The 26,448-nt window shown below is 46.4% G+C and carries 24 protein-coding genes; 9 read left to right on the top strand and 15 right to left on the bottom strand.

The features are described 5' to 3' along the window. The first annotated feature begins 280 nt into the window (after positions 1–280). The 3 genes from ACJJID_RS07115 to ACJJID_RS07125 all read left to right on the top strand — a co-directional run bounded on the left by ACJJID_RS07115 (position 281) and on the right by ACJJID_RS07125 (position 3,935). Positions 281–2,059: a hypothetical protein gene (locus ACJJID_RS07115; protein ID WP_444922090.1), complete on the top strand. Its 1,779-nt coding sequence runs from the start codon at positions 281–283 to the stop codon at positions 2,057–2,059. Between the two features lie 202 nt (positions 2,060–2,261). Next, positions 2,262–2,990 carry a hypothetical protein gene (locus ACJJID_RS07120; RefSeq protein ID WP_444922091.1) on the top strand — a complete coding sequence of 243 codons (729 nt, stop codon included), beginning with the start codon at positions 2,262–2,264 and terminating at the stop codon, positions 2,988–2,990. A 33-nt stretch (positions 2,991–3,023) separates the two neighbouring features. Continuing rightward, on the top strand, positions 3,024–3,935 hold the full coding sequence (locus ACJJID_RS07125) for an SMP-30/gluconolactonase/LRE family protein (RefSeq protein ID WP_444922092.1): 912 nt from the start codon (positions 3,024–3,026) through the stop codon (positions 3,933–3,935). A gap of 135 nt (positions 3,936–4,070) precedes the next feature. Here the strand turns inward: ACJJID_RS07125 and ACJJID_RS07130 are convergent, their stop codons facing one another. The 11 genes from ACJJID_RS07130 to ACJJID_RS07180 all read right to left on the bottom strand — a co-directional run bounded on the left by ACJJID_RS07130 (position 4,071) and on the right by ACJJID_RS07180 (position 14,822). Then, positions 4,071–4,349 carry a hypothetical protein gene (locus ACJJID_RS07130; RefSeq protein WP_444922093.1) on the bottom strand — a complete coding sequence of 93 codons (279 nt, stop codon included), beginning with the start codon at positions 4,347–4,349 and terminating at the stop codon, positions 4,071–4,073. Between the two features lie 156 nt (positions 4,350–4,505). Next, positions 4,506–4,841 (bottom strand): DUF6488 family protein, encoded by a 336-nt coding sequence (locus ACJJID_RS07135; RefSeq protein WP_444922094.1) that lies wholly within the window; start codon positions 4,839–4,841, stop codon positions 4,506–4,508. Positions 4,842–4,887: 46 nt separating this feature from the next. Continuing rightward, positions 4,888–5,436, bottom strand: a complete 549-nt coding sequence (locus tag ACJJID_RS07140; protein ID WP_444922095.1) for a hypothetical protein — start codon at positions 5,434–5,436, stop codon at positions 4,888–4,890. 64 nt (positions 5,437–5,500) lie between these two features. Further along, positions 5,501–6,196 carry a HupE/UreJ family protein gene (locus ACJJID_RS07145; protein ID WP_444922096.1) on the bottom strand — a complete coding sequence of 232 codons (696 nt, stop codon included), beginning with the start codon at positions 6,194–6,196 and terminating at the stop codon, positions 5,501–5,503. Positions 6,197–6,258: 62 nt separating this feature from the next. Continuing rightward, complete coding sequence (locus ACJJID_RS07150; protein ID WP_444922097.1) at positions 6,259–9,414, bottom strand: efflux RND transporter permease subunit; 3,156 nt, start codon at positions 9,412–9,414, stop codon at positions 6,259–6,261. A gap of 9 nt (positions 9,415–9,423) precedes the next feature. Next, positions 9,424–10,653, bottom strand: coding sequence for an efflux RND transporter periplasmic adaptor subunit (locus tag ACJJID_RS07155; RefSeq protein WP_444922098.1), 1,230 nt, complete (start codon positions 10,651–10,653; stop codon positions 9,424–9,426). Beyond that, complete coding sequence (locus ACJJID_RS07160; RefSeq protein WP_444922099.1) at positions 10,650–11,963, bottom strand: TolC family protein; 1,314 nt, start codon at positions 11,961–11,963, stop codon at positions 10,650–10,652. Before ACJJID_RS07160 ends, ACJJID_RS07155 begins: the two co-directional genes overlap by 4 nt. A gap of 10 nt (positions 11,964–11,973) precedes the next feature. Continuing rightward, on the bottom strand, positions 11,974–12,927 hold the full coding sequence (locus tag ACJJID_RS07165; RefSeq protein ID WP_444922100.1) for a hypothetical protein: 954 nt from the start codon (positions 12,925–12,927) through the stop codon (positions 11,974–11,976). Beyond that, complete coding sequence (locus ACJJID_RS07170) at positions 12,927–13,310, bottom strand: BlaI/MecI/CopY family transcriptional regulator (RefSeq protein ID WP_444922101.1); 384 nt, start codon at positions 13,308–13,310, stop codon at positions 12,927–12,929. The genes ACJJID_RS07165 and ACJJID_RS07170 overlap by 1 nt, the downstream gene beginning before the upstream one ends. Before the next feature lie 468 nt (positions 13,311–13,778). Then, entirely contained in the window at positions 13,779–14,123 is a 345-nt protein-coding gene (locus ACJJID_RS07175) for a hypothetical protein (RefSeq protein WP_444922102.1), read from the bottom strand. 141 nt (positions 14,124–14,264) lie between these two features. Then, the gene (locus ACJJID_RS07180) at positions 14,265–14,822 is read right to left on the bottom strand and encodes a lysozyme inhibitor LprI family protein (protein WP_444922103.1); all 558 of its coding nucleotides are present in this window, start codon (positions 14,820–14,822) and stop codon (positions 14,265–14,267) included. Between the two features lie 434 nt (positions 14,823–15,256). On the opposite strand from ACJJID_RS07180, the gene ACJJID_RS07185 reads away from it, so the two are divergent. Both ACJJID_RS07185 and ACJJID_RS07190 read left to right on the top strand, forming a co-directional pair. Further along, complete coding sequence (locus ACJJID_RS07185; RefSeq protein ID WP_444922104.1) at positions 15,257–15,664, top strand: DUF427 domain-containing protein; 408 nt, start codon at positions 15,257–15,259, stop codon at positions 15,662–15,664. A 659-nt stretch (positions 15,665–16,323) separates the two neighbouring features. Continuing rightward, entirely contained in the window at positions 16,324–16,881 is a 558-nt protein-coding gene (locus ACJJID_RS07190; protein WP_444922105.1) for a hypothetical protein, read from the top strand. Positions 16,882–17,150: 269 nt separating this feature from the next. Here ACJJID_RS07190 and ACJJID_RS07195 read toward each other — a convergent pair whose 3' ends face one another. From ACJJID_RS07195 to ACJJID_RS07205, 3 genes are all read right to left on the bottom strand, one after another. After that, positions 17,151–18,653 carry an FMN-binding glutamate synthase family protein gene (locus ACJJID_RS07195; RefSeq protein ID WP_444922106.1) on the bottom strand — a complete coding sequence of 501 codons (1,503 nt, stop codon included), beginning with the start codon at positions 18,651–18,653 and terminating at the stop codon, positions 17,151–17,153. A 391-nt stretch (positions 18,654–19,044) separates the two neighbouring features. Continuing rightward, positions 19,045–19,644, bottom strand: a complete 600-nt coding sequence (locus tag ACJJID_RS07200; protein ID WP_444922107.1) for a short chain dehydrogenase — start codon at positions 19,642–19,644, stop codon at positions 19,045–19,047. Between the two features lie 241 nt (positions 19,645–19,885). Continuing rightward, positions 19,886–20,230 carry a winged helix-turn-helix transcriptional regulator gene (locus tag ACJJID_RS07205; RefSeq protein ID WP_444922108.1) on the bottom strand — a complete coding sequence of 115 codons (345 nt, stop codon included), beginning with the start codon at positions 20,228–20,230 and terminating at the stop codon, positions 19,886–19,888. A 112-nt stretch (positions 20,231–20,342) separates the two neighbouring features. Between ACJJID_RS07205 and ACJJID_RS07210 the strand changes: the two genes are divergently transcribed. Next, a complete protein-coding gene (locus ACJJID_RS07210; RefSeq protein WP_444922109.1) occupies positions 20,343–21,134 on the top strand; it encodes an SDR family NAD(P)-dependent oxidoreductase in 792 nt (263 codons plus the stop codon). Positions 21,135–21,248: 114 nt separating this feature from the next. Here the strand turns inward: ACJJID_RS07210 and ACJJID_RS07215 are convergent, their stop codons facing one another. Continuing rightward, complete coding sequence (locus ACJJID_RS07215; protein WP_444922110.1) at positions 21,249–22,097, bottom strand: urea transporter; 849 nt, start codon at positions 22,095–22,097, stop codon at positions 21,249–21,251. A gap of 294 nt (positions 22,098–22,391) precedes the next feature. Here ACJJID_RS07215 and ACJJID_RS07220 point away from each other — a divergent pair, with 294 nt between their 5' ends. The 3 genes from ACJJID_RS07220 (at position 22,392) to ACJJID_RS07230 (ending at position 26,441) form a co-directional block, all read left to right on the top strand. Continuing rightward, the gene (locus ACJJID_RS07220) at positions 22,392–23,816 is read left to right on the top strand and encodes a serine hydrolase domain-containing protein (protein WP_444922111.1); all 1,425 of its coding nucleotides are present in this window, start codon (positions 22,392–22,394) and stop codon (positions 23,814–23,816) included. Between the two features lie 459 nt (positions 23,817–24,275). Beyond that, positions 24,276–25,259, top strand: a complete 984-nt coding sequence (locus tag ACJJID_RS07225) for a hypothetical protein (protein ID WP_444922112.1) — start codon at positions 24,276–24,278, stop codon at positions 25,257–25,259. Positions 25,260–25,607: 348 nt separating this feature from the next. Continuing rightward, a complete protein-coding gene (locus tag ACJJID_RS07230) occupies positions 25,608–26,441 on the top strand; it encodes a PDZ domain-containing protein (protein ID WP_444922113.1) in 834 nt (277 codons plus the stop codon). Positions 26,442–26,448: the final 7 nt, after the last annotated feature.

Below are 26,448 nucleotides of genomic sequence, written 5' to 3' on the forward strand. Positions count from 1 at the left end.
ACGGTTTTCGGTTCCGAAAGCCCGCCTTGCAGGTTGAAGTGGCCGGACTTAGGGGGCTCTATACCGGTATCCATTCAGGAGGGACTCGTAAGACATCAACAGGCTGTTGTGATAAAACAATATTTGGCGGGTGATTCCTAGTGAAAATCGTTTCCTTTGTCCAGCTGCATCCTACTCTCTACTTAGTTTTGAATTTTGTTAGTGTATCAAGCTAGCAATAAGTAAAGCCAAAATGTTGAACCTTCCGCAGTAGCGGTCATGAGTAGGGCAGGGGATGCTTATGAAAGCCACAGTATATATTGCACTTTCGTTACTTTTAACCTCCATAGTTTCAATTTCCGCCACAGCCCAATTGGCTATTCCAGAAGTAGGGACCTCGGCTTATCCAGATGAAATGTGCAAACGGGTTAAGCCGCATTTTGAAAAGCTTTTTAAAGCGCCAGTCGATGAATGCTTCAACGGCGTTGGTCAACCCTATCCAGAGTTAGTGGACGGCGTCTGTTCGGCGGGAGAACCTAAACGCAACGGTACACGGATTTGGGGGATGGCTGAATCTCCCCAATTTTTATACTGGGGAACCGGCAGCAATTTTCTCTGTACTGCACAAGCGTCTCCAACCGCAGTATTGACTCCGATATTAGCCCCAACCCAGGGCTGGGTGTGCGAGTTTGCCGATGGGATACTCGCTCAGGAAAACCCAAACCTTAAAAACCTTGGGGACTGGCGGGCACCCTCTGCCTACCGCATAGATACTTGCACACTTGAAGTCACAGAAGTTACTCCCACTTACGATCCGCTTCTACAGGACATCCTTGGATTACGCTCGGGCGGCTACGCGGATGACGTGATTATTCTTGCAGGGCCGGGTGGTATACAGGAGGGAATTGCCGGCGTGGGCAGCGGTAGCAGCATTATCATGTTGGCTTGGCAGGCAAGTACCGGGCGGTATTTGGGTTCAAAGAAATTTCCTGAATATTCTAATATCCGTGAGTTTCTTAACCATGAGGGCGTTTTATATACCGGTGTGCGATTACAAGAGGATCTTGGCGGATCGGGCCGGGTTTTGCGTTGGATGGGCGATCTCGATGATCCATTCAATTTTGAAGTCATCGGCACTATGGAAAGTACTCCGGCCGACATGACGATACACAACGGGCGTATATTTTCGTCTACCTGGCCGAACGGTGATATTGAAACAGGAGAGGTGCAAGCCTACGCCGGGATAGTGATGAGTCCCCAAATACCTTCAGGTGGGTTCATGCCCGATAATGCCGAAGAGTGGGAGGAAGTTTGGAATATTAGCGAGTACGAACCAGACCCTATCAGTTCTCGGGCCTATGCCGGTGGAGATATTACTTCATGGCGTGGGAATCTCTACTGGGGTACGATCAACTTTCCGTTCAGTGGATTCAGGAGCCATGTTCTCGCCTATGGTGAGACGTGGGGTACTCCTATTGGAGAGCTGAACACCATAATGGCAACCCATAGAGCAACAACCGTATTCCGCGGGGACAATTTTGAAGGAGAAGGGCAGCCCAATATTGAAGTTCTCTATGGGTATGAAACAGTTCAGGCTTGGGACCCGGATCTCAACAAGTTTGTGGAAACACAAACCTTGGCCGGGCCTCCAAAGCTAGGGGGAGCTGGATTGGGCTGGCTGTTTAATGTATACACTTGGCGCCTGGGAGTGACTGGAGACAATCTGTATCTGGCTACATTGGACGTCAGCTCACTTATACCGAGTGTAATTGATCTTGCGGGTGAGCTTCCTGCAGAATTTCTGAATCTCCTTGAGGATGCGTTATCCAACCCAACAATCTCTGGTGCAAAACTCTATCGTTTTTTCTCTCCAGACCTACAGGCAATCCCTGCCACTATAAATGGTGTAGGTAATTCGGGCAATTTCGGTTTCCGTACGATGATCAACCACCCAACTTTTATGTGGCTGGGTACCGTAAACCCCTTCCACCTAAATCCCGAAGGGGGTTGGGAGTTGTATCGGTATGCACCGACCGCACCGGTTCAGCAGAAGTCGGTGGATGGGGCGAGGCTTGATTAATTCAATGTCTTCATCGTAGCCCAATTAGTAACCCATCAAGGTGTTAAAGGTTTGGAGTTGGATTGTGTTATGGCTGTGCTGGATGATGAACGCTCAGCCAGTTTTCTTTTTTAAAAACGAGAAAATACTAGGAGTCGAACCGTTAAGTGCGGCGGATAACCAAGTGTAACATGATAAAGAGAGGGGAGGAGGGCTTTAGCTTTTGTGTAAAATAGTGTTCGTTGTATGTTTTAAATTTATATTTTTACTAAGTATACCTTTAACTTCCCTTGCGGGAGTTCCAACCTGGGACTCTTTATCTTATGGAGGAAGTGTAGAAGCACAGGTTGAAAAAATTGAGAGTGATAGGTTAAAAAGCAACAGTTCCTATGGAAGGGCAAAAATCATTTTTGTTAAACCCATAAATAAAGATGAAATTGTAAGATGGTCAATTACTAATGGGGCGATTATTGACGGCTTGGAAACAAATCTGCAAGTAGGTGACCAGATATTTTTAGTTGAGATGAATACACTGGCATCTGAGCCTCATCTCATCAATGAAAGAGTAACTTCTGCTGAAAATCAACATAGGACATTCTTAGGGGGGGCAGCTGGCGGCATGTTAAATCGTGCAAATGTAAATGAAAATTTAGAAAAGTCTAAGATGTTGAAAGAAGCTGCTAAAGAAGAAATATTTTACAACAGTGCAACGGTTTACTTAAAGCTAGAAAAGCTTTTAGAACTGCATGTTTCCCCTGATATTAAAGGGATTATATATTACGGACCAATATCTGAAGAAGGCGTAATAAAAAGACAGCAGCAAAAGCCTCTCGAAGAGCTATTGGGCACAAAACTTAATACGACTAGCCTATGGTGCCCAGCTAGAATTGAGGACACATTACTATACGCTGAGGATATCAATGATCCTAATTCGTCTAAGTTTCAAGTCTAAGACCTATTGAAACTATTAATAAGGGTTCTGACAATGGAAATTGAATGCCTTTGGGAGTGTAACGATGGATTGGGAGAAACACCCATCTGGCATGCAGAAGACACTTCTATCTACTGGGCGGATCACGTCGGCCCTTCAGTTGATTTGACAGGGCCTCGGCGACCATCGATTCGGCGGCTAAACATCACTACTGGTGAAAGAAAGACCTGGAAAATGCCGGAGCAGGTAGGGTCCTTTGGTTTTCGTAAGGGGGGAGGGTTGGTTGGCGCTGCCAACTCAGGATTTTGCACTATCAACCTTGAAACAGAGGAGTTTGAGACAGTTGTTGACCCAGAACCGAATCTACCCCAAAGCCGGTTAAATGATGGAAAGATCGACCGAAGGGGACGTTTTTGGTGTGGTAGTATGGATTCGCAATTGAAAGGTAAAGTCTCTCATTTATATTGTCTTGAGCCTGATTTTAGCCTGCGCAAGGTTGCTAAGGACTTTTCCTTTGTGTGTTCTAATGGGATTGCCTTTGATCCAGAGGACACTCGTATGTACTTTGGCGATTCCATTGGTGGCATGGTCTATGTATTTGACATGGATATGGAAGAGGGCCATATCAGCAACCGTAGGCCGTTCTTTTCAGTTGAAGATCGCAAGCCCGCGATTGTAGATGGCGCAACAGTTGATGCCGAAGGGTACTACTGGTTTGCTTTGAATCTTGGCGGTAAGATTTTAAGGGTTGATCCTAAGGGCCGCCTTGATCGTGAGATTGACCTACCGATCCGAAGCCCCACCTGCGTCACATTCGGCGGCGAAAATTATGAAACTCTTTACTTTACTTCACAGCAATCATTTTTAACTCCTGAGGAGTTGGCCCGCCACCCGCAGCCAGGTAGTATTTTTGCTATTCATGCTCTTGGTGTTCAGGGGCTGCCGGAGCCAAAGTTTGGAGCTTGAACGGCTCAGGGAGTTAGGATCATCGAGCAGGAAGTTAGATTTATGGGCAGAATCTTAAAAATTTCCACAAAGTAGCCTAAATACACTATTTCCGATATTCACAAATATCGGAAATAGAGGGAGCCCTTGCGGGGCCTAGGTTTGAAGTTTTTTATTGGCTGCTATTTCCGATAACCATGTCTGTCCCTCTTGTGGGAACGCCTGATTGCGATGTTCTGGCCGAACTCGTATCAAGTCCAGCTCTCCGATTATTTCCTGAAGTGCTCCCATAATACTCTCCGTCTGATTTAGGTCCCTGGTTTTTAGGTTAACCAGGTCGGTGTTTATGCTGGCGAGGAAGTCGCGAAGCGGCTTAACCTCGTTGGCAAAAATCGTTAGCTGCACATCAAACATGGCTGGGTTATCAACTAACACACCAGCTCCTGCGCAGTGGCTGCAAACTCTCCATTGTCGATCGATGGCTATCCCTGCACATTGCCTGCAATGCTTCATTATCGATTGTTGCGGTTCTAGCTTATTGCAAGTTGAAGGCAGCAGCTAATTTACCGCTGCCAGTGAATATCTGATTAGTTAGAGGTTCTGCACGTTAAAAGACAGAAAGTAACCTTCGATACTTAAGAAAACCTGCAGCTGCTGATTCAGTACACCACCCTGCTCCTTTGCAGTAACAACCCATTGTCGCTGGTTGTCAACACGCTGCATTGCGGCATTGAGCGGCTTGTCAGCCCAGGATTTGTTTAGCTTACCCTCTTTGATTAGGCGAGCTACTTCCTGGCTGGCGATACCCTTGGCTTCTACCATGGATACAGTGGCAAAATTGTCTCTCTCATGGTCACCATGGGCGAAAGCAAGATTTGCGAAGCCTAAGGTAACTGATACACAGATGACTCGAATAAGTTTGTTCATAATACTCTCTTTCTTCTCGGTTTTAGCGAATGTTGATAAAAAAGCGTTACTGTTTGAGTCCAATAATCTCGTAGAACCCCTTTGTTTTTAGAGTGATCTTCACAGATTCCTGACCGTTATTCTTCCAATACCAGCCATGGGAACCGTCAAAAGGCGTGGTGAGAGAGCCACTCATTTTATTTGCGGTAGCAATAGCAAAGCTCTCAAAGTAGCCGGTAGTATCGTCTGTGGGTTCGCCGTGAAAATCAAAGTAAAGTTCACCACTCTCCGTTACCCACTCGTACTCCAGATGGCCGTATTTATCCAATTGAAATTTGTATTCAATTCCACGGCCAGCGGGCACTTCAATAGTTGTAGTGTCAGTCCGATAAGCAAAGGACTGCTCGCCACGCTGCACTACTTCTGGTACCGCAATTTCCTGTTCTTGACTGTTTAATTCAGTCAGCCCCAGTGCACTGCCAATTCCAGTAGGATCTATATTGTATTCAGCTGGCAGGATTACTGTGGTCAACATAATGGCTGCAAGTACGCCAGCAGCAAGTGTTGATCTAATCAGCGTTTGTGCAGACTGCACTGGCATTTCAGTTGTATTCATTCTGTAAGCTCTAAATCTGTGTTTTTTCTGTTCAATTAACTTGTAAAAGCCATTTTCGGGCTATCTAACTCACGAAGTACCCTGTCATTTGGAAACCCACCAACATCAGTCCACCACTCATTAGCAAGGTATTCGTCATGGTGGAAAAACGCAGGAAACTGTCAAAGCGACGCCAATAATTGATGGCGAGGAGAATAAACAGCAACGCAACAAACTGGCCAATTTCTACTCCGACATTAAAGGCCAGAATATTTTCCACCAACCCATCGCTGGACAGCTTGAATTCCTGTAATTTGGTTGCCAAACCAAAACCGTGGAAGAGTCCAAAAATCAGTACGGCAGCCTTGGTATTAGGCTGGAAGCCAAAAACCCGTTTGAAGCCGCCGAGATTATCGAAGCCTTTATAGACAATGGATAATCCAATAATGGCATCGATCAAATAGGCATTCACATGGGTGTCGTTAAGCACTCCAAATAACAAAGTTAAGCTATGACCGAGAGTAAAGAAGCTCACATAGATAAGAACATCTTTAGAGCGATATAAAAAGAAAATGACTCCCACCAGGAACAGTAGGTGGTCATAGCCAGTCACCATATGCTTGGCGCCAATATATAGAAAGGGAATAATTGATACCCCTTCATTGCCGGCAAGAAAAGTCTTGGTAGCATCGTCTACCCCATGGGCAAATAGCGGTATGGATATCACCATACCTGCTATCAGCGCCATCAAGCCGAAAACTGTTTTTAAACTATTGTGCAACGTTACTATCTCCCGTTATTAAAATTCTAAATTCTTGTGAACCAAAGCGCACACAGGCCCAGTTAACTGGCTCCAGCCAGAGCCGCTTCAGGGTTATCTTGTAAGCTCTCAGACTTGGCATTCCTGCCATGTAAAATTCTGTAGAGTGCCGGCAACACTAAAAGTGTCAGGATTGTTGATGAGACAATACCGCCAATAACCACCGTAGCCAGTGGGCGCTGTACCTCAGAACCAATACCAGTATTCAGCGCCATGGGCACGAAACCGAGTGAGGCGACCAGTGCGGTACTAATGACCGGACGTAAGCGGATCGGTGCGCCCTCAATAATGGCCTTTTCTATGCTGTAACCTTGGTCTCGCAGGTCGCGAATAAAGGAAACCATCACCAGGCCGTTAAGGATGGCAATCCCGGAAAGTGCGATAAAACCAACGGCTGCGGAAATGGAGAAAGGGATATCCCGCAACATTAAAGAGAGCACACCGCCGGTTAATGCGAGGGGTATACCGGTAAAGATAATTGCCGCATCTTTTATGGAGCGAAGCGCCAGCAGGAGAAGCCCCATAATCAACACAAGGGTCAGCGGCACTACAATCGATAAGCGTTCAGTAGCAGACTGTAGGGTTTGATAGGTTCCACCATATTCAACCCAGTAGCCGGGTGGTATTTCCACTTTATCGGAAACGGACTGCTGTACATCGGCAACAAAGCTACCCAGGTCCCTACCCCGCACATTAGCCGTTACCACTACCCTGCGTTTACCGTTCTCGCGGAAAACCTGATTGATACCGGCAGTGAGTTCCAAGCTGGCAATTTCCTCCAGGGGCACATAGTTGCCATTGGGTCGATGAATGGGCAGTTTCTTTAGCCCATCCAAATCCTGGCGCAATACCTCTGGCAAACGCACAACAATATCGGTGCGGCGGTCTCCTTCATAAAAGCGGCCAGCAACCGTACCTCCCAGGGCGGTTGCCAGCTGCTCCTGTACTTGGCTGATGGCCAGCCCATACTGGGATAGTGCGGCTTGGTCAGGAACAATGGCGAGAACTGGTAAACCGCTGGTTTGCTCCATCTGTATATCAGCAACGCCTTCTACACTGCCTATAGCCGCTTCAATTTCACCGCCCAAACGCTCTAATTGCTCAAAGTCATCGCCAAAGACTTTGATCGCCAGTTCCGCGCGTACCCCCGCTAAAAGCTCGTTAAAGCGCATCTGGATTGGCTGGAGAAATTCATAGCGGTTGCCGGGGATTGGCTCTACCAACTTTGCCAGCTCGTCTACCAATTGCTCTTTCGGCTTATCCGGCTCTGGCCACTGAGACCTGGGTTTCAGGATAATAAAGTTATCGGCAACACTTGGGGGAACGGCATCGGTAGCCACTTCCGCAGTACCAATTTTGGCGAATACACGCTCCACTTCGGGCAACTCTTTAATCCGCGCCTCCAGGGATTTTTGTAGTGCAATCGCTTGTTCCAGGGATGTACCGGGAATACGCAAGGCGTGCATGGCAATATCGCCTTCATCCAGATTCGGCACAAATTCGCTTCCCATTCTGCTTGCCGTATAGCCGGAAACCAACACCAGTAGCGCAGCAAGAGCGACAACCATGCCACGCTGGCGCAGTGCAAACTCCAAGGCCGGGCGATAAAAGCTATTCAGCTTCTCAAGTGCAGGGTTTTTCTTTTCGATCACCGGTTTGCGGAATAGCAGCGCTATGCCGGCTGGCACCAAAGTGATGGAAAGAAACATCGCAGAAAGCAGCGCAATCACCACGGTAATAGCCATCGGATGGAACATCTTGCCCTCCACTCCAGTCAGGGCAAAAATGGGTAAATACACGGCTGTGATAATGAACACACCAAACATGGCCGGGCGAATCACTTCCCGCGTCGATTGGAATACCAGGGTAAGCCGTTCTTTTAGATCTAACTGGCCACGCTCGCGGGCGGATTCGCTAAGGCGTCGCAGGCAGTTCTCGACAATAATGATGGCCCCATCCACCAACAAGCCAAAGTCCAGCGCCCCCAGACTCATCAGGTTTGCACTTACGCGGGCCTGAACCATGCCGGTGATGGTCATTAACATGGCCACTGGAATGACCAGCGCAGTGAGAATTGCTGCGCGAACATTGCCCAACAGCAGGAAAAGAACCGCGATAACCAGCAGCGCACCTTCCATAAGATTGGTTTGGACCGTGCGCAATGTCTGGTCAACCAGACCGGTGCGATCATAAACCGCAGTCAATGTGATACCAGGCGGTAGACTCTGTTTGATATCCTCTAGCTTTTCACCAACTGCACTTGCAACGGTGCGACTATTTTCGCCAACCAGCATGAAAACGGTGCTCATCACCACTTCCCTGCCGTTCTGAGTAGCCGCCCCGGTGCGCATTTCGCGCCCCTCTTCGATCTTGGCCAAGTCGCCAAGTCGAACAGCAACGCCATTCACTTCCGCAACCAGGAAATCCTTCAGTGTCTCTAACGAGTTTGCCTGCCCAGGAACCCGCAACAACCACTGGGCGCCACTGTGTTCAATAAAGCCTACACCGCGGTTACGATTGTTCTCCTCGATCGAGCGAATCAGGTCTTCCTGCGTCAGGCCGAATGCCAGCAGTTTCTCTGGCTCTATAGCAATCAGAATTTCTCTCTTAAACCCGCCGATCGGATTGACTTCCACCACACCAGGTACACGCAGTAACTGCGGGCGCACAATCCAGTCATGCACCGAACGCAAGTCTTTAGGTGTTACCGCACTGCCATCAGCATTGGTGGCTCCGGGTTCGGAGTCCACTGTGAACATAAAGATTTCACCAAGACCTGTGGCGATGGGTCCAAGCTCCGGCTCCAAACCAGCAGGCAGTGCACCACGTACACTAGTGAGCCGTTCATTCACTAACTGGCGGGCAAAATAAATATCGGTGCCATCCTCAAAAATCACCGTAACCTGAGACAACCCATACCGTGAAACGGAGCGTGTATAAGCAAGGCTCGGCAATCCAGCCATTGCATTTTCCACTGGGTATGTAACACGCTGCTCAACTTCTTTTGGGGTATACCCCGGTGCCTCCGTATTAATAACCACCTGGATATTGGTGATATCCGGTACTGCATCAATGGGCAGCCGGGTGAAATTCCAAATGCCCAAACCGCATAGTAAGAGCACAAGTGCAATAACCAGCCCGCGATTTTGAATTGAGGTTCTTATCAAGTACTCAAGCATGTCGAACCCTCAGTGATCGTGAGATGCACCGGACTTTTCAATGTCCGCTTTAATGATGTAGCTGTTGTTGGTGACATATTCGATTCCCGGTCGAATCCCCCCCAGCACTTCAACCCAATCACCGGCTTCACGCCCTAACTCCAACATACGCACTTCATACTGGTCACCCACCTTGGCATAAACGACAGTAAAATCGCGGAACGCCTGTAAACCGGAACGCTTTACGGCGAGAGGCACCTCATATTCAGCAACTTGGATATCGCCGCTTACAAAAGAACCCGGTGCGAGGCCTGCGGGAATATCTTGCAGTGACACTCGAACGGCGGTGGCCTGGTTGGGTTTCATCAAAGTATCAATTTGTTTCACTACCCCGAGCAGAGGAGTTTCCAAGGACTTGATATTTACGAAAACGGGCGCGCCCTGGCGAATCTGGGGGCGTGTCGAGGGAAAAACATCCAACTCTGCCAACAAGGCAGTATCATCGGCAACCGTTAATAAAACTCGACCTGCGGTCTGTTCACCAGGGTTTACATTGCGCTGGACTACTACACCGGCAATTGGGGATTGAATAGTGTAGGTGTTTAGGTTTTGATTGCTGTTAATGGCAATTAGGGGTTGCCCTTTATTAACGCGCTCCCCCAATCCCACCTGCACAGTTTCTACAAAGCCATCGAAACGCGCACTAATTTCACGAACCTGCTCTGGATCTACAATAAGCCTGCCGTAAGCGCGGCTGGTTTCACTCATCCTGACGGGGCCGACGGTTTCTGTATCAATTTCCATGGATTCAGCAATACCGGATTCAATATGGGTTCGCCCCTCAAAGTTATCATATTGCCAGCGGTATTCTTGCCCCTGGTACTTGGCTGTTAGAGTCACAACAAATGAGTGGGGTTCATAAATCACCATATCACCACGCAGGTAATCCCCCTCGGGCCTGAATTTGATGTGATCCTCTCCATCCCCAAGCCTTGTAAGAACCACTTTAAGATCAACCTGTTGAGGATTAACCAGCTTTCCATCGTTACTCACCCAAACCCGAAACTCCGGGGGAACACCAGTTTCATAAATACTTAGCTCAACGGCAAAAATACCTTCTCGCAACATGCGCCCACGATTGGGCCCTTTTTCCGGTTCCGCCTCTGCCACAGCTCCGGCCGCATAGACACTGCCGCTGCCACTTAGGAACAAGGAAAGTAAAGCACTGAATATCAGGCTGGAAAAAACTGCGGATCTCATATCTCGCTCTCGCTTATCTGTGCCACTGACAGGCCGGTGAGTTTTTCAATTTCAATCAGGCTAAGGTGTGCGTTGTACTGTGCCTGGAGCAGTGAAAGCTGCGCATCGGTAAGCCCTTGTTGGGCTAGGGCCAATTCCGAGTAGTTGTAGCGGCCACGTCGATAGGCTTTTTGCGTAGCGATGAGCGCCTTATCCAGACTGGGAATCATCTTTTCACTCAAGGCGGCAGCTACGTGCCGGTGATGCTGTAGCCTTTGGGTCATCACAAAGAGTTGTGTATCCAATGCAATCTCTTTCGCATTTCTTTCTGCTCGGAAGCGATTCTGTTCCGCCCTCAAAGCAGATACCTTGCCGCGATTGCGATCGCCCTTACCTAGTGGGATTGCGAAACCAGCCACCAATCCATAATCTCCGCTCGCTTCGTTGCGACGAATTCCTGTATCAATCCGCCACTGAATGCCCGCTTCTGCACGTGCCAAATCAATTTCCGCCTGTGCCACGCGCTCACGGCTCATAAATATTTCCAAATTTGGGTTGCTCGCCACCAAGCTTCGCAATCTAGATAAATCAACCTCCGGAATGACACTGGAAAGAGAGCCGGACACCCCAAGAAAGCTGGGCTCTCTGGAGCCCCATTGGGCAGCTAATTGATATCTGGCAATATCCAACTCATGCTCGACATCCTCCACAGCTAAGAGTCGACGCTGCAAATCGACTTCCGCCCGAAAAGCATCGGCTTCATTCGTTCTGCCAACACTAACCTGACGATTAATTTCAGCGGATATCCTGCGAGCCAAGTCGACTGCTCTTTTAGCAATTTCCAGGCGTTCCTGCTGCGCCAGGACCTGGAAAAAGTAACGCGCGGTATTTGCGGCAACTTCTAACTCAAGAACCTGCTTTTGGGCCTCAATCACGGAGATCTTACTGCGTGTAGCCAATACACGTTTTTTTGCAAGATCACCCTGTAATAGCCAACTGATGCCGACTGTTACCTGGGAACTGCCGTTGCCATCGCTGCTCTTGTCCTCCCCTAACCCCTCTGCGGCAACACTAAGCTCCGGGCGTGGTCCAAGCTTGGCGTGCTTGGTTAGAGCATCCACAGCCTCAAACTGATATCGGTAACCCGATAGTTCAGGATGATTTTGCAAGCTTTTAAGAATTGCCTGCTCATAAGTGAGGCCCGATAACTCCTCGCCCTGCTCTGCCTTAAGGGACCCACTTAATGCGACTAAAAAGACCACAGCCCCGGCCACAAAAAACCGATCTATAGTCGGTTTTTTAGTCATGACTAAACGCAAACAATTAAACACTTTGGCTTCCTTAGTGGGAGAACAGGGTTTCGATGGTATGGTGGAGCGCATCCACCGTAACAAGGCAAGTGCCAGTGAGAACTACAAACAATCCAGCTAACAATAAAGGGGATAAGTTGCGCCCCTTATTATCAGAAAGCAAATAACGTATACGGGCATCCAACTGGTCAAGAGCGAAATAACAGACCAATGCTGAACTTCTCTCTTTGGGCTGCAACCCATTGGAGATACGGGTTACCTTAAGCAGGGTTTGGGCGATAAAGGTCTCACTCCACCCCTGCCTATGGGCATAAGCGTCTGCACGCTGCTCCATACACAGCGCCATCTGCCGATTCAGATAATTCCCCAAACGCGTAGGGAAAAAGCTGGCAAACAAAGCGAATATTAATTTCTTCAGAGGATCAAATTTTTGCGCATGGGCTTCCTCATGTAGGCGCACCACCTCAAACTCTTCCGCTGTTAACTGGTCTCGCAGACCGCTGGTATAAAACCCTTGTGGACGGAGCAGACCACTGGTGAAAGCTTGGGGACCCTGGGCCTGGATAATACTCTGATCAGACTTATCCCTTTCGCAAAGTTGCATTAACAATCGGAGCTGCGCCAAATGACGATGAACTCGTTTAAAACTTTGAAACACCAAAAACCCGGTAAGGACAAGAAACGCAATGGTAAAAACACCATGCCAACTGTAGAGGTTAAAAGCGTTGATATGGTGCCAATGCGCCAGTGATGCAGCGCCTCCCAAAAGGCTGGGGAAAGCCAGGATAACAGCGGCAGTGGAAGCCGCAAACCACGGCAGTAATACCGCGCTCCATAGCAGTAAACGCCGGCTACTGGCAGACAGGCGCAGTGAATGCCTGGAAGCAGAAAGACAGGCAGCTGACACCAGTAAAATACCGACAAACAGTCCAAGCGCTGCAATAGTTAGCAGGTTTAGCCATAGTGCAACCTGCCCCAAAATCATTAGCGATCACCCTGCTGGCGCTTTATCTTCTGGCTTTCGATCAACTGCTCCAGTTGCTCTAATTGATTTTCGTTCAGCTCCGATGAGATGGAGGTAAACGCGGCTACCAGCCCGTCCTCATCATCAACGAATTCACGAGTAACGTCTTGAATCAGCTGCCCGACAAACTGGTAGCGCTCCACTGCCGGGCTGTATTGGAATGCATGCCCCTGCTTCTCCCGAGACAGCAAACCCTTTTTGTAGAGGCGGTCCAGCGTGCTCTGGATGGTATTGAGAGATCCTCCACGGGCCCTGCTCAAGTCCGAGTGGACCTGTTTGGCATCTGCAGATTTTTTATCCCAGAGATATTGGAGCACCTGTTTCTCAAGATCGCCAAGTCGCATAGACCATTATTCCAACAGTTAAAATCATTCCTTGGATGATGGTAAGGCGGCTAAAACCGATCGTCAATAGGTTTTCAACTTGATAAAAGAAGTTATGGCCAAAGTGCTTCTTGGGGTCCAAAACGTATAAGCCAAGTTAATTTTTCAGGCTCTTAAGTATTTAACTACAATGAGGGTTCTAATTCCTAAGATAGCAGCAATTGACTGTTCTCCCAGATCTAATGCAGGGACGGAAAAATCTTAAATAGCATTAAAGGAACTGAAGGAGCTACTTGTACTATTGTGGACTGCGATCGCAATTAATAGGCTATAAGTGAGATACATGTTTGGTAATAAAAATACTTACTAGCAATTTTTTTTGTCGCTATTTCGGATATTCATGTTTACCCCTGCACCTATATTATTAAAGGTTCACATTAGTTATTTGCATATAAGCTATAGCGTCAACAATAATTTACTAATTTTTATTTACAATCGAGAAAAACCATTTTGCGTAATTTTTATAGTTAACTTCGCATCAATACTTGGGCAGCACCTAGGATCGTTCTTATGAAGCTTTTTACCTTGCAGATAAATCACATTTTTATCCAAACTTATGGCATTGACTAATAAGCCATTGATTTTATAAGGTTGAATTTTCTTAGATTTAACAATAGCTGCTAAATATTGTACAACCATATTTCCACAGATGCCTGAGGGCTGTTGGCCCTGCCCCTTACATGGACCGCCCATGCTGTATAAGATTACTTCAACATCTCCAGATTTAGAAGCAAATGTACCTTCACAAAGAATTTCAGCCCGAAGTTCTTTCACATGTGAGAGTCGACGATCTCTTTCAGCTCTGGGGATATTTTTGGACAAGTCTGAGCAAAAGCTGGGAGAGACAAAAGAATGAGTAGGTAGAATGTTTTCATAAGCTCGCTTTACATTAGTAATTCACATTAGTAATTCTTATTAATGTGAAATCCATTTGCGCAATTCTCTTATTCGGACATCTGTTTTCTCCGCCCTACATAATTCGTAAAGCATTGGCCAGATTGACCCACCAAGTGCTTCATTATTTGCTGCAACTTTACAATCGGGATCACGGGCCTGAAGCCAAAGGCGCTGCTCTGCTCGCAGCTTTTTTTGCTGTTGTGGTGTCAGCGAATCTAACACCTGCTGGTAAACCTTATTCAAATGGTTGTCACTAGACAGAAATTGTTGGTGCGCACATTGATTGAGTTCTAGTTGTGTTCGCTCTCTCTGATTACATTGTTCTTGCCATTTGCTCCAGTTGTAATCTATAGCAAATAATGATGGTGATATAGTAAGACCACTTAGTAACAAAATCACTTTCATGGCCACTGCCGACACGTAAAGTGCATCAGCCCAGCCCCATCGTGCGTGACAGATCAAGTTTGTTCTGGCACCGGCTTGGAACCAGCCGTAGCTGTTTAAGTTTTGAATGAATCCTTCCGGCTGAAGATGAGTAAACCTTAACCCCAGTTTTTTGATGTGTACTTCTATCATTTGATGCCATTCCCAATGGGTGACCTCTATGGTATCGGTTCCAGAGGAACTAATATGGACAATGTGGCCTACATTTACGCGCTTAGCTGTAAGGAATACTTCATCATATAAACGGTGTAGCTTGTCATCAGATGTATTGAATTGGAACTTTACCCATTGATGGCAGCATTTTGAACGTCCCCTGCTCTGCCACGTCACCACTCTAAAAAGCCGGCTTTCAAATCTGCGAAGTCCGAGTTAGATCCCCCTTGGTGTTTAGCAATCCCGAGGGGGAATATATATTTTACTTCTATATTAGCTAATATGCGGGGGATTAAGTGGCCTATAAATGTAATAGGTATTGAGTTAAGCGCTGTATGCTGCAAGCGCAACCTGAACGTATTTCAATGTGCCAATTCATAATTTAATCGAAACAACCTTGCAAGGAAAAAACTATGTCACATCCGGAAATTACGATGTCTGAAGAGACAATCCATAATCCAAATGAACCACGACATTTTATGCGCGCAAAGCCAGTGCCAAGAACTGTGCGAGTACGTCGTGGAGGTAAAGTGATTGCTGAAAGTAATAATGTTCTAAGAATCACTGAACTTGGAAAGGATATGTATGACCCTGTTTTCTACTTCCCCAAAGAAGACATTATTGCGGCTCTAAGCCCGGTTGAGGGAAAGACAAGCCATTGTCCGCTTAAAGGGGATGCCAGTTACTTCACAGTCGATGACAGTGGCGAAGTCGTTGCTTGGACCTACGAAGCCGCATTCGATTTTGCAAAAGTGATCAATGGTCGTATCGCCTTCTATCCCGATCAAGTGGTAACAGAGGAGGTTGGGGTCTCATCATAAATTCTTAAAGATGATTGTCCACACAAGCAAACTGATGCGCACCTATCAGGGCTGTGTCAATCATATCCATATGAAAGCACCTGTGAATCAATCTACCGGATTGAACATGCAACAATATAGGATTGCATAGCAGATTAAGTATCAATTTCTCATTTGTGAGGAATTTAAAAGATGATAAGTGCCTGTGTATGCCTGGTAGATTGGTGGAGCTGGACATTTCGTTGATGGTGATAGGCCTACCGAATTTAACAAAACAGTATTTGAGTTTTAGAAAGCCTGGAGATCAAGCGTAATGAAATAGTTGCTGAATGACCATGACTTGAAATCAAGAAGTGTTGTTTGTTTTAGCCTTATAAGAAAGACTTCCAGCAGTCCCTTCTCTCACCAACCTCTTCTTCTATCGGAAGTAGTAAGAGCCTTTAAAGGGCTAGCTTTTAGGGATTCGACCTGTGTTCTGAGGCGCGCTGTTATAGTCGAAAAATATTTAGCAACAAATTGAGCTTGCATATTTGGTTGAGTACTCTGTAGTACAGCATTTCAAATTGTGCTGTTTTTCAGAAAGGTAGATCCGCAATTTGCACTTTAAAGCTTGAATGCAGTTTATTTGGTGCGCTAATATTATGACCATCAACTTACAAGCATAAATATAAGGAAAGTAAATGCCACTGATGAACCTGATTCCTGAAGGGCAAACACCGGGCAGAAGAACGCGTCTATTAGCTGAATCGATGGGAAATGCGAAAGCCTCATTCATGAATGGTACTCTGACAGGGCCAGAGCTTTCCCTCTATAAAAAACTTACCAGTATGCAATGCTGGGATGCTGCGCTTTACTGTGCGTGGAGTGCTAAGGGCGTAAACTGCCCAGACGTAAACATGAACAACATCAGTTTTAATGTTACTACTATCAATAACTACAACCGAATTTTTGGGGCTAACCCCAGAACTCGATCCGTTAACACTCTGCACGAGTTGATGACTTTACCGGAAGGGTGTTTCATTGGTTTTCTGTCAAATACAGGAGTTATGAGGCATGTAATGATTCATACTTCTAATGGTCATGGAGCAGGCAACAAAAGTGACTGTGTTTTGACGGATGGAAATACAGCGGGTTGGGAGCTGCTAGATATGGCTCATTTTTTTGGTAAGGATAGAAATCATAACGGCAATTCGCAGACAACTATGGTGTACATGCCGGTAACTGGTCAATTGATTTAACTTTTCAAAAGAGTGGGTATGTGACTTATTGAGATACCCTCCTTTTGAGTGAGTTAATCCAGACTTGACCTGGCAGTTACCAGTTTTTGAAGGTGTTCTGTCAGGTCAATCCTGAACCACTAAACCCTGAACTCCTAAAGGAACAGAAAGCGCTGTTTAAGGTACACAGCTAAGCGCCCTTCCCCTCTATGAATTAGCCAGCGGTTTCCAGATTCTGGTTGATAACCTCGCAGCTTTTTCACAACAGGCCGAGCGCTCATGATGTTTGGTCAACTGGATGTAAGTTCAGCTGTAACGGCCTCGTTTTTAAAATCGTTGCTGGTCGGATCGTTCTCGGTTGGGTCAAAGCTTTCTGCACGAGCCATACGCCAGGCTCGGGCATAGAAGCCCCCCTCGTCATGCTCCCTGAGTAATTCGCCGGGCTTGAGGAAGACGTGGATTTGCGAAAATAGCTGCACTTCAGTGCCACCGGTGCGGCGCACCAGATGTTTCCCCTCCAGCTGTTCTGGATGCTCCAATCCAGCGGCGGCTAGCATCTCGGCCAGAGTTTGAAGGGTGTTGTGGTGGAAATTATGCACCCGGTTGGCTTTATCCGGTACCACCAGGGCTCGTTGCCGTAACTTATCTTGGGTGGCCACCCCCGTGGGGCACTTATTGGTGTGGCAGGATTGGGATTGGATGCAACCGATCGCAAACATGAAGCCGCGCGCCGAGTTAGCCCAGTCGGCCCCTATGGCCAGCACGCTGGCAATATCGAAAGCTGAGATTATCTTGCCGCTGGCCCCAATCTTGATCTTGTCTCGCAGATTCAGTCCAACCAAGGTGTTGTGGATGAACAGCAGTCCTTCTCGCAGGGGTACGCCGACATGATTGGAGAACTCCAGCGGTGCTGCCCCCGTGCCCCCTTCCTTGCCGTCCACCACGATGAAGTCAGGCAATATGCCGGTCTGGAGCATGGCCTTTGCGATGCCCATGAACTCCCAGGGGTGGCCGAGAGCCAGCTTGAAACCCACCGGTTTACCGCCGCTAAGTTCTCTCAGTTGCTGGATAAAATCCAGTAACTCGAGGGGGGTGGAAAAGCTGCTGTGGCTGGATGGTGAGATGCAGTGCTCTCCCTCTGGCACGCCGCGGGTGGCCGCTATTTCGGCTGTAACTTTGTGCCCGGGAAGGATGCCTCCATGGCCGGGCTTTGCGCCCTGGCTGAGTTTTAGCTCAATCATCTTAATTTGCGGGTTGTGCGCCTGAGCCTTGAACCGGTCTGGATCGAAGCTGCCGTCCGGGGTTCGACAACCAAAGTAACCCGAGCCTATTTCCCAAATCAGATCGCCACCGAACTCGCGATGATAGGGGCTGATGCTGCCCTCCCCCGTATCATGGGCAAAGTCTCCCAGCTTGGCGCCTTTGTTCAGGGCCCTGATGGCGTTGGCACTGAGGGACCCAAAGCTCATAGCGGAGATATTAAAGATCGAGGCCGAATAGGGCTGGCTGCATTGTGGCCCCCCTATGAGCACCCTGAAGTCCTGGTGTTCTCTGACCTCCTTGGGTCGGATCGAGTGATTGATAAACTCAAAACCCGGTTCGTAGACGTCAATCAGGGTGCCGAAGGGTTTGGAGGCATTCTCATTCTTGGCCCGGGCATAGACCAGGGAGCGCTGGGCCCGGGAAAAAGGCAGCTCGTCTTCTTCTCCTTCTAATAGGTACTGGCGTAGCTCCGGACGAATACGCTCCACCAGATAACGAATATTACCCAATATGGGATAGTTGCGACGCACTGCGTGGTATCTCTGGGTTAAATCGTAAGTTCCAAGGAGGCTTAGAAGGCCGCTGATTGTGGCCAGAGGCCAGAGCCAGGAGTAAGAGTAAAGCAAAGGCAGGCTGACGAGAGTCGTGAGTAAACAACAGCCAAAAAATGTATAGCGATTGAACAGGGATAGTTTCATCATCGTATTTCGTACAGGCTATTGCTGTATGCTCTCCTTGAAAAATGTGTTTTCTACCGGCTCGGAGTCAATCGCATGTACGTGGATATTCTATGCAGTTACTTTAATAGCCCACGACTTGATCAATCTTGCCACGAAAAGCTAGTGTATCAATTAATACACAAGCATCAATAAACTACATGTTAAATACAAAAAGCCCCACAACAAGTTCAAGTTATAAAACTCATATATAGTCTGCTACATCAAAAGTCTGTCCAGTTTCTTTGGTTAAAACAGCATGACGATAAGCTTTTGCAGTGTCCGATGCGGAGATACCACTGGCGCTATCCATATCCATCATATCCATGGTCTCTTTCACAAAATGTGGACTAACAGCATTCAAACGGAGCTTATGGTCGAGCTCAAATGCAGTGGCTTTTACAAAGGATTCAATAGCCCCATTCACTAGACTGAGGGCAGAGCCGCCCCACATAGGATGTTGAGCTAAAACACCTGAAGTTAGGGTGATACTGCCACCCTCTCGAACATAGGCGCGGCCAATCTGGAAAATACTAATTTGCCCTAATAACTTATTGTTGATAGCCGCCTTAATTTGATCAAAGGTTAGCTCCTCAATTGACGCAAAAACTGCATTTCCTGTGGCTGAAACTACAGCGTCAACTTGGCCGACTTTCTCAAACATGGCCTTGATGGATGCCCTGTCCTCAATGTCAACTCTGTAGTTACCTTTGCTGTGACCCACTTTCAAAACTTCATAATCTTTAAGTTCAGCCACAATCGATTGACCAATGATGCCGGTAGCGCCAATGATGACAATCTTCATACAGTAACCCCCATAGTTTGTTGGTTAAAACCTTCAGTTATTCGCGGCCAAAATGGAAACAATTTCATCGGCAAACGAACACCCTACTGAAGGTATTAGCTTAGCTCGTTTATGGCCCTTGCCCTCCTAGGAACTCAACTAATATTGGGCAGCTTACACAGTACTGTGAAACCCTTGGCGTATAAAAAGAGAGCGGAAATGGGTTTGATTGTGGAATAGAATTTTTCAGTTAAAACTTACACTATGGGTTCATTTGATCTATCTCATCCTGTAATTTCTCTAGCTCTTCCAAAATACTTAGAAATTTTTCACCAAATTTTGTAACTTTGTATTCAACCCTGGGCGGAATCTCGTTATAGCTCACACGCTCCAAGATACCAAATTCAACATTTTTACGAAGGCATTCATTAAGCACTTTTGCGCTCAACCCCTCTACACTACGCACCATCTCTCCCGGACGATTTATTTCCAGCGCAAGCAAACGGTAGACTGTTAGCGACCATTTACAGCCATAGATGGTCTCAACCATCCGGGCACTTTGTTTAGGTGGTGCCTTTCTTAGGACTTTCTTCCCGCTTGGTTCCATAAATACTTACCAAAAAGTAACTAACACACCGAATTGTACCTACTTTTCATCAGGGCCTTGCTTTGCCTAGACTACTTACACAACATCTACAATACCTGATCGAGGAAGAGTTGTGAACGAGACTACAGTTGAAGTAAAAGACAAAGAGACAAGCGAACTGGCACTTATTGTGGGAGGGTCAAGTGGAATTGGTCTGGCTACTGCGGAGCAGCTGATAAAGCAAGGAATAACACCCATAATCGTTGGTAGTAAGGATGCAAAGTTAAAAAAGGCAAAGGATTATCTATCTGTTTATGGTGAAGTTAAAACTCTTCAAGCAGATCTCTACCAAGAAAAAGATGTCAGTGCCCTCACAGAGCTTATCGAGAAAGATGAGGCCCATTATCGATACTTGGTAAATGCTGCGGGTTATTTCAATCCCAAGCCATTTCTAGAGCATGAAAAAGATGACTATGACAGATATCTCGAAATTAATCGTTCGTTATTTTTTATTACTCAAGCCGTTGCGAAGAATATGATAAAGCATGGCTCTGGTAGTGTAGTAAATATTGGTTCTATGTGGGCTCAGCAAGCTATTAAGGCCACTCCATCATCTGCCTACTCAATGGCAAAGGCCGGACTCCATGCCCTAACTCAGCATTTGGCCATGGAGCTAGCTGAGCACAATATAAGAGTTAATGCGGTTTCTCCTGCAGTCGTTAAAACACCAATTTATGAGAATTTCATTGACCCTAGTGAAATAGATGAAGCACTATCAGGATTTGATTCTTTTCATCCAATTGGAAGAATTGGTACACCAGGTGATGTTGCTAATGTAGTGAATTTTCTTCTAGGTGAAAGCTCTAGCTGGGTTACTGGTGCAATTTGGGATGTAGATGGTGGTGTAATTGCTGGAAGAAACTAATAGATATCTATTAGCTTGTTAAGCATAAAAAAATAAAGCTTAACTATATCCAAGTGGGGATTGTGGCTGAGCCAACTTATAGCTTCGGTCACTTTCTTAAAGACTAACATTAAACTAATGTGTGCATTTCTTAAGCAGCAATATTGCCCAGCTGGAAATAACAAATGGAGCGGATAAAGCAATAATGCCAGCTCCCATAAAGGCCATTACAGTGGGTACGGTTATCACGACTCCTGCAAGTGGGGCGAACCAATACTTACTTTTATTGGCTAGTGCTATAGCGCTAAGGCATGCATTATAACCAAAGATCCCAGTAAGAATTAGTGTTTGTGGTAAAGATAGTAACTCGGCCAGTAATGTAGCAAGCACGACTCCAATTAGGGCCCAAAGAGCATGAGACTTATTGGAAACGAGAATTCCGACTAAAAAACATATCCCTGTAATAGCATTATCTTGAAAGATAACTTGACCAACACCCTCGAATATACCCCATGTTGTAAATTTTCCGCTTATGAATGCTGCTGCTGGTTCTAAGTCTAGTATTGGAGCCATTCCCCATATAACCCATACCACCAGGATATATGGTGTAGTAAAAGCCGGAAGAAAAAAGTGAATCATCATTAAGCGCATGATTAAGACTGTTAGAGCGCTTCCTCCAATTATTAATAAAATAGTCAGTGGAGATGGTGCATATAAAGAGAATATGACTACACCGGTCAGTGCCCCATTGTATCCAAACAGACCATCTTTTATGTGTTCTGCTGGGTAATACAAAGCATTAGCACAGGCAGTTGCGGTGATAACACCAAGTGTGGCTCCAAGAGCCATGTTGATTGAGTTAACTGCCACACCGAACAAGAATAAAGCTCCACTCAAAACGTTCCTCTGGAGGATGACTTGACTAATACCCTGGAGTGAGCTGATAAAGAAAAAACTGAGCTTTGGGTGCATCATTTTTTTCATAGAATCTTAATCACAGTCCTAATTGGGGTATGCCAGGATGGGCGTCAGGTCTATAGCTTTAGAATTACTGGAGTTATCTGTATTTGTATCAATAAGTAGAAAAACAGTAGTCACCGATCTAAATTCATCAATTTGTACCCATTGACAGTACCACATTTGAACATGTGAAACTTTCGTAGACATCATTAGTCAAAACTTTTTACAAACTTGATCGTTTTTTTGGTTAACTTTTCGTTGGGTACAGCAATCGCTTGCTTATATGTCTGACTGACTTCTAAACAGGTACTAATCGCCATGGATCGACGTGATTTTTCAAAACTTATTTGGGGGTTTGCCGCTGCTTATGCCCTACCCCAGCCAGTTGTTGCGTTAGGCGCTTTATCAAATAATACAGGGAGTGATGAAGATGCGCTCCAACGCTTTGTGCGTCACCGTATTCTTAAACAGCATAGGGCATATGCAGCGGTCACAGGCACCCTGAAGTCCTCTGAGCGTCGCATCATTACCGTTCGGGACCCTGAAGCCAAGGATGACTACCAGCTAGGTGGTGATACTATTTTTGAAGTTGCCTCGCTGACTAAAATTTTTACAGCCTTGCTATTGGCTGTTGAAGTCGTACACAAGCGGGTTGGGCTCCACGACCCGCTTCAGGATTACGTACCGAGCGGAGTAAAGGCTCCGACTTTTGAGGGGCGACAAATCACCCTCGCCGACTTGGCCACACATGGCGCTTCATTGCCACTTAGACCCAACAACCTTGCAGCATCGGCACCCGATGCGCCGAATAAATATGCAGGTTACTCCCTTAAGCAGCTGTATGGCGGCTTACCCAATTACCATCTTCAAGCCAGTCCAGGTTCTCAATTCAATTATTCAAACTTGGCTTTTGGGCTCTTAGGTCAAGGAATCGCTTTGAAGGAAGGCCGCTCTTTTGCAGAGATACTTCGAGAGCGTGTGACAGGGCCTCTGGGATTAAGGGATACCTCTTTAGAGGATGATCCAAGAAAGTCAGCACGACGCGCTCAAGGCCATGACTTCTACCTCAGCCCGATTGGCCCAACTAGCGATGGAGTGCTCGCACCGGCTGGTGGCTTGCGCTCGACCGCTAATGACCTCCTCACGCTACTCGATCTGTTTATCAACGGTCGCGGCCCAAAGGATTTGGTGGCTGCCTCACGCCTGATGTTGTCGATCGATAGACCCGGAGGCAGTGATATCACTCGAATGGCGCTGGGTTGGCGCAGGACGACTACCCATGGAGAAACCTACTATTGGTCTAACGGCAGCAGCGATGGATCACGTACATTTATGGGCTTTAACCCAGCACGGAAAGCCGGAGTTGTCGCTCTGGCAGATGCTGCCAGTGGAGAAGGATTGGATGATATAGGCCATCACTTCTTGAATCCCCAGCAATCGGTATCTACTAAGATCATCCCTACCCCAGATTTCATCACTTTACCAGAGAAAGTTCTTTTAAGGGGTATCGGTCGTTACGAGCAGGCAAAGGACGATATCATCGAGATCAGTCGTGGCTATACGGGCCTCATTGTTTCAGCGGGATACGGAGAGTTCGTCATTCGGCCACAATCGCCTACAACGTATGCATCTAAGATGGTACCAGGGCTGACTATCGAATTTGAAGGAGCTGATATGGGCCCTGCCCATACGCTGACTCTTCGCCAAGATGACAAAACCTATATCTACAAGCGTGTACCTTAACTTGGGGGGCCAGAGAAGAGCTTAAGCTCTTCTCCCCATTCTTTTTATATAAAAAGGCGGCCCTTACCCTCCCAACACACAGTAAAAATGCACAGCTTTATACTTCGTGATTGAGCTGGCATTAACAAGGACAGCTAACATAACGGCCGGCGATTACCAATTACTAACATACTCTAAAATAAGAAAAAGACAGCTCAAGTGGCCCATAAGATTACGGGACGCATCACCCCTTCCTCCTCATTAGTGTATGAGGAGTCTCAGGAAGAAGTCCTGAAAGCAGCACTAGAAAAGTTATATTCAAAATAAATTGAGAAATAATTTTGCTTCAGGGTCATTTCTGAAAACCTGATGTACTGTCATAAGAATCAATATTACAATGCTGATCTTCTTTCCCTCAGCGTTGGTCCTACAACAATAATCTCTATCGCTGGATCATTAGGAAATCACAGGAAGTTAATTATGACAAAAATAATCAGTCGCAGCATCAATCAGGGTGTTGGATTTTCCGTGTTGGTAGAGGACACAGCACCGGTACTCTTTCAAACGAAAGTGAAAAAATCACTTGAAAGTTGGCTGGATGAAGCACAAACCATTTTGTCCCGGGCGGAGGCAATGTGTACCACCGCCCTTGTGTCCCCCAAAAAGGTTTCAGGCAAATTTAATAATTTACTTTCTTACTACTTCGGACTTCCTGCGAATTGTCCAAACGACAGATACCGAAGTTGTCTAAACGCAATACTCAAGCGGTTAACTAAGACTCAGAGGGGACTGAGCAGTGGGGTTGAGTGTGCGGACGTGAGCATGATGCCTACCCTTGCAAAAATTCAGACTTCTGCCATGTCAGCAGTGGGCCTGGGGAACCCCACAAAAAAAATGGCGGGTTTTGTATGGGTGGATATCTTTGAAAGTGTGCCCAGGTATCTTTCAAATAATTATAAGCTGACGACCGTAGGTGGAGGGTACCTCAATGGGGGGAGCTTTAAGACAGATTACAAGCATCCCATCTGCTTGAATTTCGAAGAAATTTGGAAAAGAGGTGAGAATTTCTGCATTGTTACTTTGATACACGAGGGAACACACAAATACGCACAAACAGTGGATCTGGACCCCGGGTACTTCAAGGATGGAGGCATTGTAGATAAGCTAGATCAGGCAATTAGTAATGGTGGTATGTATATGAAAATTTATATGGAAGGACAAGGTCTCACTCATGATCAAGCTTTTGAGCGCGTTGTAGAACAGGCATTAAACCAGTTACGTGGGCAAGATTCAGCGGCATCACATATGGCAAAGCTTGCTGAGGTTAAAGCGGTAGATAATGCTGATTCACTGGCATGGTTCGCCCATGATGTGGCACAACTCCCCTCTGAAGTAGAAGTTGGGAAGGTTGTAGGAGGGATTTTGGGTAATCGAAAAATACACCCAAGCCTGCTTAACCATTAAATAAAAGCCGGGGCGGCTCATTTAATTGGGAATCATTGAATATTTCCCTATTGATACAGGTATATATTTAACCTAATGAGCTGCTCTCATAATTCCAACAAGGCTGCTGGTGGTAAAAATACCCGTAATAAGTGGCCATGTTGATTCACAAGACTATAGCCTCACGACTTTGCTTTCTGAGCCCATGCGATAGATCCTTTCGAGCAACTGCCTCACTGCGTAACTGTTTGCAACAATGCGGTTAGACTAGGCATTGATTGTAAGTACCTATTAGAGCTTGTGATAATCGAGGCATGCTTTGCTGTTGGTTTCTTTTATAGTCAATGAAGTGTTTTAAGGAGTTTATACGTGTCACTAAAAATTAGGTTTACCCTCACCTTTTTAGGCCTTATATCTGCTGTTTTTTTGGGTGTCTTTATTGGTCAATCAACTTCAAGTGATACTGAAAATTATGATGATACGTTGCTGATGCACGAAAAGCGTATCAGGGAAATCGGGCTCGCTCAAAAACAATTGCAAACACTCCTATCAAGAATGACCTCAGGGACTGAAGAGCAATCGCAAAGTTATATAGAAGCTGATTTTATTGATGAATCAATGGTGGTAGAAGACTCGCAAAGCCTACCAAGCTCAAATATACCTCAAGAAAACATCGGTTATAGGCAGCGAATGATTAAGCGGCTTGTCGACTCAGGATTTGATAATGAACGTGCCGAAGAAATCCTCTTGATCAGGGAGGGGCTTGATTACGAGCGTAGACTTATTGAATATAAATTGCAGCATATAACGGAGCTTTCATCGGAGAAGCCTAGAGATTTGTTCAAGGAAATGGAGAAGTACCACTCTCCCTTTCTTATGATGTCGGAGCGGCTGAGCAAGGATGAATTTGAATTGTACTTAAAGGCGCATGGTTTGAGCTCTCAGCTTGCCATAGGGGAAATGGCCGAAAACTCCAGTGCAAAATCGTCTGGGCTCAATACTGGGGATAAGGTCATCTCTTATAATGGGTCACCTGTTGTTACCATTTTTGATCTCAGAAATTTAATTCGATCAACACCACCGGGTGAGAGTATCCCGGTGGAGATTATTAGAAGTAATAGCAATCTTAAAGAGACTATATATGTTCCTAGTGGTCCCCTTGGGATATTAAACACCGAGAGCAATATGCCTATTTACCCGTAGTAAATAA

It is taken from the genome of Microbulbifer sp. CnH-101-G (assembly GCF_052466775.1).

Coding starts and splice junctions, on each gene's coding strand:
- ACJJID_RS07200 (WP_444922107.1), bottom strand. CDS start 19,644: ATGAAGATTGTCATCATTGGCGCTACCGGCATCATTGGTCAATCGATT.
- ACJJID_RS07165 (WP_444922100.1), bottom strand. CDS start 12,927: ATGATTTTGGGGCAGGTTGCACTATGGCTAAACCTGCTAACTATTGCA.
- ACJJID_RS07215 (WP_444922110.1), bottom strand. CDS start 22,097: ATGAAAAAAATGATGCACCCAAAGCTCAGTTTTTTCTTTATCAGCTCA.
- ACJJID_RS07150 (WP_444922097.1), bottom strand. CDS start 9,414: ATGCTTGAGTACTTGATAAGAACCTCAATTCAAAATCGCGGGCTGGTT.
- ACJJID_RS07140 (WP_444922095.1), bottom strand. CDS start 5,436: ATGAATACAACTGAAATGCCAGTGCAGTCTGCACAAACGCTGATTAGA.
- ACJJID_RS07185 (WP_444922104.1), top strand. CDS start 15,257: ATGTCACATCCGGAAATTACGATGTCTGAAGAGACAATCCATAATCCA.
- ACJJID_RS07220 (WP_444922111.1), top strand. CDS start 22,392: ATGGATCGACGTGATTTTTCAAAACTTATTTGGGGGTTTGCCGCTGCT.
- ACJJID_RS07125 (WP_444922092.1), top strand. CDS start 3,024: ATGGAAATTGAATGCCTTTGGGAGTGTAACGATGGATTGGGAGAAACA.
- ACJJID_RS07205 (WP_444922108.1), bottom strand. CDS start 20,230: ATGGAACCAAGCGGGAAGAAAGTCCTAAGAAAGGCACCACCTAAACAA.
- ACJJID_RS07115 (WP_444922090.1), top strand. CDS start 281: ATGAAAGCCACAGTATATATTGCACTTTCGTTACTTTTAACCTCCATA.
- ACJJID_RS07170 (WP_444922101.1), bottom strand. CDS start 13,310: ATGCGACTTGGCGATCTTGAGAAACAGGTGCTCCAATATCTCTGGGAT.
- ACJJID_RS07155 (WP_444922098.1), bottom strand. CDS start 10,653: ATGAGATCCGCAGTTTTTTCCAGCCTGATATTCAGTGCTTTACTTTCC.
- ACJJID_RS07180 (WP_444922103.1), bottom strand. CDS start 14,822: ATGATAGAAGTACACATCAAAAAACTGGGGTTAAGGTTTACTCATCTT.
- ACJJID_RS07190 (WP_444922105.1), top strand. CDS start 16,324: ATGCCACTGATGAACCTGATTCCTGAAGGGCAAACACCGGGCAGAAGA.
- ACJJID_RS07225 (WP_444922112.1), top strand. CDS start 24,276: ATGACAAAAATAATCAGTCGCAGCATCAATCAGGGTGTTGGATTTTCC.
- ACJJID_RS07135 (WP_444922094.1), bottom strand. CDS start 4,841: ATGAACAAACTTATTCGAGTCATCTGTGTATCAGTTACCTTAGGCTTC.